This is a genomic window from Corallococcus praedator, from assembly GCF_003612125.1.
Lineage (GTDB): Bacteria > Myxococcota > Myxococcia > Myxococcales > Myxococcaceae > Corallococcus > Corallococcus praedator.
In genome coordinates, this window is sequence record NZ_RAWI01000424.1 from 1 (window position 1) to 7,625 (window position 7,625).

A 7,625-nucleotide genomic window follows, 5' to 3' on the forward strand; every position below is an offset into this window, starting at 1 on the left:
CCCGTCGAACTGTTGGCTGGTGGGCAGGGGGGCTTCCACCCACCCCGCCCCGGAGGGCAGACTGGGAGTCGCACTCAGGCCCTCACATTTCGAGAGGACCCGCCGCCCCAGGGCGGGGGTGCCGCGCCCCACCCACAAAGAGAAGACGATTCATGGCTACTGGTACGGTGAAGTGGTTCAACGATGCGAAGGGCTTTGGCTTCATCACTCAGGACGGCGGTGGCGAGGACGTGTTCTGCCACCACAGCGCCATCAACATGGATGGCTTCCGCACCCTGGCCGAGGGCCAGAAGGTGGAGTTCGAAGTGACCCGCGGGCCCAAGGGTCTGCAGGCCCAGAACGTCCGCGCCGCCTGAGCGGTCGCCCAAGCCACTCCGGGCCCTGCCCGGCTCCGGAAGCCCGGTCTCGCGTGCGCGCGGCCGGGCTTCTTCATTTTTACAACCTGCCGAGAAGGAAAAACACGCAATTCCTTTCAAACCCTTCAGCGCCAGGAGAATCGCAGGGGGGGCCTGTACAAAGTCACATAGACGTCTGTTAGGCTTTGATCCGCGAGGGAGGGGCGCACCATGTTCGAAGTCACCAACGATGTGAGCCGTCGGACGATCACTGCCCGCATGAGCGGTTTCATGCGGCCGAACGAGATGAAGGAGTACGTGGCTGTCTACCGGAAGGCCACGGACAGCTACGGCGGAGGGCGGCACCTGGTGCTGGCGGACATGCGGGGGCTTCGCCCGCTGGAGCCGGAATCGGCGAACCTGTTCTCCGAGGTCATCAGCCACGGGCGCAAGAATGGCTGTGTGATGTGCGCGCACGTGTCGGATTCCACCATCGCGCGGCTGCAGACGGCCCGCGTGGCGTCGGAAGCCTCCCCCAATGACGACATCACGGTGGATTGTGTGTCCCTGGAGGAAGCGCAGAGCCAGCTGGCGAAGGCTCGCGTGCGGCTGTCGCTCACGAATGAAGGCCACGCGGCCGCCGGTCGCTGAAGCATCCGCGACCCGGCTACCGAAGCGGACCCCGCGAGGCCCCGTCTCCTGGCGTTGATGTCCGGAGACGGGTGCCCGCGTCCGTGTCATTCCAAGACACACGGTAGGTGACATCCGCGTCGGTGAAGGCATGCACTTCCACGCGAGGGTCCGCGGCGCCGGTGGCGCGCAATCCCGCCAGCAGTGCGCCTTGCGTGAAGGAGCGGATGAAGCCCGCTTCGTTCATCCACAGCTCCAGCGACGTGGGTGACAGCTCCCTCATCCGCGTCTGTGTATAATTATTGCCCGAGCGAAACATCTGTTGCGCGCGTGAGACACCGCGCCGGGGCCCCATGAGCTGCAACACGCCGAAGAGGGCCCGCCCCAGCAGGGTGGCCCGGTAGCCATCCACCATGCGCTCCCCCAGACGTGCCAGGGCGACCTCGTCCGGCAGGTCCGCGTGGAGGAGCCGGGCGGAGACGCGCACCGCGGAGCACCAGACGTTGAAGCCGTAGGCGGGCTGGAGCTTGCGGTCCAAGTCCACGCCCACGGTGCGCAGGCGCTCACGGAGGACCGGCGTCATCTGCCCGGCCAGCCCACGGATGAAGAGCCCTTCCAGGGTGTGCTCGAAGACGAGCTTCTCGGGCATGGGGATACTGTAGGCGCCGGACGGACTTCACGCGAGGCACCCCCATGGGACTGCAACGGGAACTGGCCCTGCTGGCCATGCGCGGCACACCGCTGCCGGGACGCGACGACTTCCTCACCCACGCGGGGGTCGCCACGCCGGTCCCCACCGTGCCGGGTTCCCTGGGGGAGGTGGCGCGGGAGTGCTTTGACGCCTTCACGCTGAAGCACCCCTTCGACCTGGTGGTCGTCTTCACGATGGGGGACTTCCCGGCGGGCGCGGCGTGCTCCTCGTACTTCGACCCGGAGAGCCCCTGGTACAACGTCTTCTACGGGGCCTACGGCATCCGCTCCTACAAAGCGGACGGCAGTGCCTGGGGGTTCACTACCCAGGGATACCCAGACATCAATGAGATGCTTCAGGTTGTGCGATTGGACTACGACTATCTCACCGCGGGGGAGATGGGCTGTCCGCCGGCCCGGATGTGCTTCCGCACGCTGTCCGTGGAGCTGGGGCGCGAGGGCGACTGGCACACCGCGGACGTCACCTGCGTCGTCCCCAGCGGGTTGCACCGGCTGGCGGAGGCCCAGGCCCCGGACCTGACCTACTACACCGTGTTCGGCCTGCCGGACGCGCGCCACCTGGACGCAGGACGGTCCAGCTATGAGCCCGTGCGGATGCGCGGGCACCTGGCGTGGAAGCCCGTGGGGGAGCGGCTGACGCTGGCGTGGGGCGGCCTCTTCCCGGACACGCCGGAGGGCCAGTCCCTGCGCCTGCGCGTCCGGGCCGCGCAGGTGCCGCTGTACGTGCGCTGAGGCCGGAAATGCGACGGGGCGCGAGGCAGACTCCCCTCGCGCCCCGTGATGCTCGGCGGACCGGCTGCCTCAGGCCGCGCGGTCGGGCGCCGCGTGCACGTCCGCGGACGGCGTGGCGAGCGTGCCGCCGGGCGTCCGGGGCTGCTTGCGGCGGAAGGACAGCTTCTCCATGGCCGCGAACACCACCGGCACCACCAGCAGGGTGAGGAAGGTGGAGGTGATGACGCCGCCGATGACGGCGATGGCCATGGGGGCGCGGAACTCGGAGCCGGTGCCGGTGCCCACGGCGGTGGGCACCATGCCAATGGCCATCGCGGCGCTGGTCATCAGGATGGGGCGCAGGCGGCGGGGGCCGGCCTTGAGCAGGGCCTCGTCCACCGAGTCGCCCTCGCGCAGGTGGTGCAGGGCGCCGTCGATGAGGAGGATGGCGTTCTTGGTGACGAGCCCCATCAGCAGGATGACGCCAATCATCGCGCCCAGGCTGAGGTGGTAGTTGGTGACGACGAGTCCCAAGAGCGCGCCCACGAGCGCCAGCGGCAGCGACACCATGATGGTGAACGGGTGCTTGAAGGACTCGAACTGGCTGGCGAGCACCATGTAGATGAAGACGAACGCCAGGCCGAAGGCGGCGCCGAACGCGTCGTTCTGCTCATCCAGGCTCTTGATCTGCCCGTCGTAGACGATGGCATAGCCCGGAGGCAGCGGCTTCGCCGCGATGGCGGCCTTCAACTGCGCGGCCACGTCACCCAGCGCGGCGCCCTTGGCGAGCTGAGACACGACGGCCACCTGCCGCTCGCGGTTCTCGTGCTCGATGATGCTGGGGCCGTCCTTCAGGGACACGTTCGCCACGTCCGTCACCTGGCGCAGCCCCCGGGGCGTGGACACCATCAACTGGCGCACGCGCTCCGGGTTGGCGCGGTCGCGCTCCTGGAGCCGCACGCGGATGTCCGTCTCGTCGGTGCCCTCGCGCAGCTTCGCGGACACGTCACCGTCGATGGCGAGCCGCAGCTGCATGGCGAGCGAGGCCGCGGACAGGTCCACGTCCGTGGCGCGCGCCCGGTCAATCTGCACCTGGAGCTCCGGCTTGGCCGGGTTGGTGTCCACGCGCACGTCGGACGTGCCCAGGCTTCGCAGGATGCCAGCGATGCGCTCGGCCTCCTCGTTGACGAGCTTCAGGTCGGGCCCCACCACGCGGACCATGATGGGGAACCAGTCGCCCAGGCCTTCGATGGACGGCGGATCCGACAGGGTGATGGCGGTGGAGACGAGGTTGGGGACGAGCAGCGCGCGGGCCTCCTCCTTGAGGACGGGGATGCCCTTGGTGCGCGCCTCCTTGGGCACGGTGAGGACGCGCATGCGCGCCTTGTAGACGTCTCCGTTGGGACCGACGGTGGTGTAGATGTCGGTGACCTCCGGGAGCTGCTTGAGCAGCGTCTCCGCCTCCGCGGCGCGCTCGGTCGTCTGCGCGAGGCTGGAGGAGTCTGGCAACTGAAGTTCGACGATGAGCTGCGAGCGGTCCTCCGCGCTCATGAACTCCGCGCCCAGCGTGCTGGCGGCGCCGAACGACAGCACCAGCGCCAGCAGGGTGAGGCCCGCGGTGGTCCACTTGTGCTTCAGCACCCAGCCCAGGATGCGGGCGTAGGTGTTCTCCGTGCCCTCCAGGAACCGGCGCAGCCCGCGGAACACCGCGGCCTCCTGGTGCACCTCCCCGGGCTTGCGCGCCTTGGCGAAGCGCGCGGACAGCATGGGGTCCAGGGTGAAGGAGATGAACAGCGAGATGGTCACCGCCACGGAGATGGTGATGCCGAACTGCTTGAAGAACTGGCCCACGATGCCGGGCATGAACGCCACCGGGATGAACACCGCCACCAGGGACAGCGTGGTGGCGAGCACCGCGAGGCCCACGTCCCGGGTGCCGTTGGACGCGGCGCTCATCGGGTCCTCGCCCTGCTCCAGCCGGTGGGTGATGGCCTCACGCACGACCACCGCGTCGTCGATGAGCAGACCGATGGCCAGCGACAGCGACAGGAGCGTCATCTGGTTGAGCGAGTAGCCCAGCACGTACATCACGAAGAACGTGCCGATGACGGACGTGGGCAGCGCGAGCGCGGAGATGAACGTGCCGCGCGGGTCCAGCAGGAACATCAGGATGATGAGCACCGCCATCAGGCCGCCGAAGATGATGGCGATCCACACCTCGTGGGTGTTGGCGCGGATGAGCTCCGACTGGTCGATGAGCAGCGTCGCCTGGAAGCCCTGCCCCACCACCGGCGTCATCTGCGCGAGCGTCTTCTTCACCGCGTCGCTGACGGCCACCGTGTTGGAGCCCGGCTGCTTGACGATCTCCAGCACCACGGCGTCGCGGGCGTTGAGGCGCGCGGTGGTGCGGCGCTCGGTGACGCCGTCCGTCACGGTGGCGATCTCCTCCAGGCGCACCTGGGCGCCGGTGCTGCTGCGGGCCACGGGCAGCATCCGCAGGTCTTCCACGCTCCGGAACTCGCCCATGGAGCGCACCGTCAGCTCATTGGGCCCCAGTTGGAGGCGGCCCGCGGGCAGGTTGAGGTTCTCCGTGCCGATGCGCTGGGCCACCTGCGCGGGCGTGATGCCCACGGCGCGGGCCTTGTCCAGGTCGATGTCCACCTGCACCTCGCGCACGTCACCGCCGGTGATGCGCACCTCCGCCACGCCGGTAATCTGGGCGAGCGCGGGCTTGATGCGGTCATCCAACAGCTTGCGCAGCGCCTGGGAGCGCATGTCCGCGGAGACGGCGTAGGTGAGGATGGGCGTGGCGGACAGGTCGATGCGGCTGACGATGGGGGCATCCGCGTCCGTGGGCAGCTTGTTGACCGCCTGCCCCACCTTGTCGCGCACGTCCTGCACGGCGGTGTCCAGGCTGGTGCCCAGCGTGAAGGACACGACGACGGTGCCCAGGTTCTCACGGCTGTAGGAGTGGATCTTGTCCACGCCGCTGATGCCGGCGACCGCGTCCTCCAGGGGCTTGATGACCTGGGTCTCGATTTCACCCGGGCCCGCCCCCTTGTAGACGGTGTTGACCACCACGATGGGGAAGCTGACGTCCGGGTAGAGGTCGGTGCCCAGGCGCTTGAGGCCCATCAGCCCCAGCACCACGAGCAACAGGGACAGCATGGCCGTGAACACCGGCCGACGGATGGAAACGTCACTGAGAAGCATGGAGGACTCGCATCGCCGCGCGGACCGGCCGCGGCGCAAAGGGGCGCGAAGTGGCTACTTCACGGAGACGCGGGTGCCGGGCGTCAGGGCGGGCGTCGGGTAGTCCACCACCTGCTGGAGGACGGACGCGGCCAGCACCACCACCTCGCGGTCGCGGCGCTCCAGCACCTGCACGTCCACGCGGCGCAGCGCCCCGTCGTCGACGACGAGGACGTGGTCCCCGTTGGAGGAGGACACCGCCGTCAGGGGAATCACCTGGGCGTCGCGCAGCTCGCCCAGCTTGAGCATCGCGCGCGCCAGCGTGTGGGCCACGAAGCGGCCATCCGCGTTGGGCACGGCGATCTCCACCGGCACGCGGCGGGTGTTCGGGTCGGCGGACGGCAGGATGGTGCGCACCACCGCTTCGTCGGTGGCCGCGCCCCCGCCCAGCGACACCACGCGCACCTTCACGCCGGGCTTGAGCAGCGCGCGCGAGGACTCCGGCACCGTGGTGCGGAAGACGAGCGTGTCCAACTGCTCCAGCGTGAAGAGCGGCGTGCCCGGGGCCACCGTGGCGCCCGTCTGGTCCGGGGACTCGATGAGCGTGCCAGTGAAGGGCGCCTTCAAATCATGACGGCGGCGCGCCGCGCGGGCCTGGGCCAGCTGCGCCTTCGCGGCCAGCACCTGCGCCTGGGCCTGCGCGGCGGTGGAGGAGGCGCTGCGGTGCTGCTGCTCGCTGATGCCGCCGCCCGCGCTGAGCTTCTCGCTGCGCTCGGCGGCGTCCTTCGCCATGGAGGCACCGGCCTCCGCGGCGGCGACCGCGGCCTCCGCGCCGGCCACCTGCGCGTCGACGATTTCGGGGTTGAGCTGGGCGAGCACGTCGCCCTTCTTCACCGCCTGCCCCTTCTGGGCGCGCACCGACTCCAGCCGGCCGCCGACCTCGAAGCCCACCTGGAGGCCCTGCGCGGGGAACAGCGTGCCCGTCACCTCCTCGGACGCGGAGGCCTGCTCGCCCCGGGGGGTGACGACCTTCACGGCCGTGGGGGCCTTGGCGGTGGCGGCCTTGTCGGCGGCGGCGGGCGGCGCGGCGGCGGCGTCCGCCTTGTCGCAGGCGGTGAGCGACAGCGCGGCGGCCACACCCACGGCGGCGAAGGCACGGGAAGCGAAGGGCTTCGTGGACGATTTCACGGGCGTTTCCTTGGCGGGCGATGCGGGTTGGCCGCGCGGGCGTGACGCCGGCGCGTGGAAGGCGTGGAAGGGGTCCGCGCGGCGACGGGCGCGGGCGGCGCAAGCAGCGTCTGGGACGAGGGCAGCGGCTTGCTGCGCGGCGCGGTGCCCTCGTGCATCAGCCGCTGGATGCCGGTGGCCCAGGAGGCCAGGTCCGGCTTGTGCGTCAGGCGCCCCATCTGACGGGCCAGCAGCAGGTAGGTGCCCACGACGAAGGAGCCGAAGAGGCCAGGGTCCACGTCCGGGCTCTCCCCGTGGTGGCCCTGCAGGTGGCGGAACTCCTGGGAGATGCGGTCGACCTCGCGGTCCACCAGGTCCCACATGACGGACTCGAAGGCGGTGTCCTGGCTGCCGACGATGAGCGTGGTGACGACCTCGCGGCTCTCCCACATGAGCTCCAGCATCTCCAGGTCGGACGCGGCCTCCATCCGCAGGAAGTGCTGGTAGCGCTCCGAACACGCGGCGACGTCCGCGGGGCCCGGCTGGCCGTGCTCCGCGCGGAAGTGCTCCATGCACGTCAGGCGCTTCAGGCTCACCCGCTCCAGCTCCTTCACGAACGCCTCCACGAGGCTTCCGAAGAGGCCCTCCTTGGAGGGGAAGTGCAGGTAGAAGGCGCCCTTGGACAGGCCGCACGCGGCGGTGATGTCGCCCACGCGCGCGCCCTTCACCCCCCGACGGGCGAACTCCGCCCGCGCGGCGGCGATGAGCGCGCTGCGGGCCTTCGGGTCGGCGGGGCGGGACATGGCGCCCGCATTCCTAACCCGCCGGTCAGAAATAGAACAGCCGTGGCTGACCGCCGGGTCAGGAATCCGGGGGGCG

7 protein-coding genes are annotated in these 7,625 nt (G+C 69.9%); 3 read left to right on the plus strand and 4 right to left on the minus strand.

Features of this window, described 5'->3' with window-relative positions; genetic code table 11:
• The first annotated feature begins 152 nt into the window (after nucleotides 1–152).
• Nucleotides 153–356, plus strand: coding sequence for a cold-shock protein (locus tag D7Y13_RS34930; protein WP_120537647.1), 204 nt, complete (start codon nucleotides 153–155; stop codon nucleotides 354–356).
• 270 nt (nucleotides 357–626) lie between these two features.
• A complete protein-coding gene (locus D7Y13_RS34935) occupies nucleotides 627–986 on the plus strand; it encodes a hypothetical protein (RefSeq protein WP_233595976.1) in 360 nt (119 codons plus the stop codon).
• A gap of 16 nt (nucleotides 987–1,002) precedes the next feature.
• Here the strand turns inward: D7Y13_RS34935 and D7Y13_RS34940 are convergent, their stop codons facing one another.
• Nucleotides 1,003–1,614 (minus strand): DUF2378 family protein, encoded by a 612-nt coding sequence (locus D7Y13_RS34940; RefSeq protein WP_120585841.1) that lies wholly within the window; start codon nucleotides 1,612–1,614, stop codon nucleotides 1,003–1,005.
• Nucleotides 1,615–1,658: 44 nt separating this feature from the next.
• On the opposite strand from D7Y13_RS34940, the gene D7Y13_RS34945 reads away from it, so the two are divergent.
• Nucleotides 1,659–2,408 (plus strand): hypothetical protein, encoded by a 750-nt coding sequence (locus D7Y13_RS34945; protein ID WP_120585840.1) that lies wholly within the window; start codon nucleotides 1,659–1,661, stop codon nucleotides 2,406–2,408.
• 69 nt (nucleotides 2,409–2,477) lie between these two features.
• Here D7Y13_RS34945 and D7Y13_RS34950 read toward each other — a convergent pair whose 3' ends face one another.
• Genes D7Y13_RS34950 through D7Y13_RS34960 form a run of 3 tightly spaced genes read right to left on the minus strand, consistent with a single transcriptional unit; the run spans nucleotide 2,478 to nucleotide 7,549 of the window.
• The gene (locus D7Y13_RS34950) at nucleotides 2,478–5,600 is read right to left on the minus strand and encodes an efflux RND transporter permease subunit (protein ID WP_233595975.1); all 3,123 of its coding nucleotides are present in this window, start codon (nucleotides 5,598–5,600) and stop codon (nucleotides 2,478–2,480) included.
• A gap of 54 nt (nucleotides 5,601–5,654) precedes the next feature.
• Entirely contained in the window at nucleotides 5,655–6,767 is a 1,113-nt protein-coding gene (locus D7Y13_RS34955) for an efflux RND transporter periplasmic adaptor subunit (RefSeq protein ID WP_120585839.1), read from the minus strand.
• A complete protein-coding gene (locus D7Y13_RS34960) occupies nucleotides 6,764–7,549 on the minus strand; it encodes a TetR/AcrR family transcriptional regulator (RefSeq protein WP_120537652.1) in 786 nt (261 codons plus the stop codon). The genes D7Y13_RS34955 and D7Y13_RS34960 overlap by 4 nt, the downstream gene beginning before the upstream one ends.
• Nucleotides 7,550–7,625: the final 76 nt, after the last annotated feature.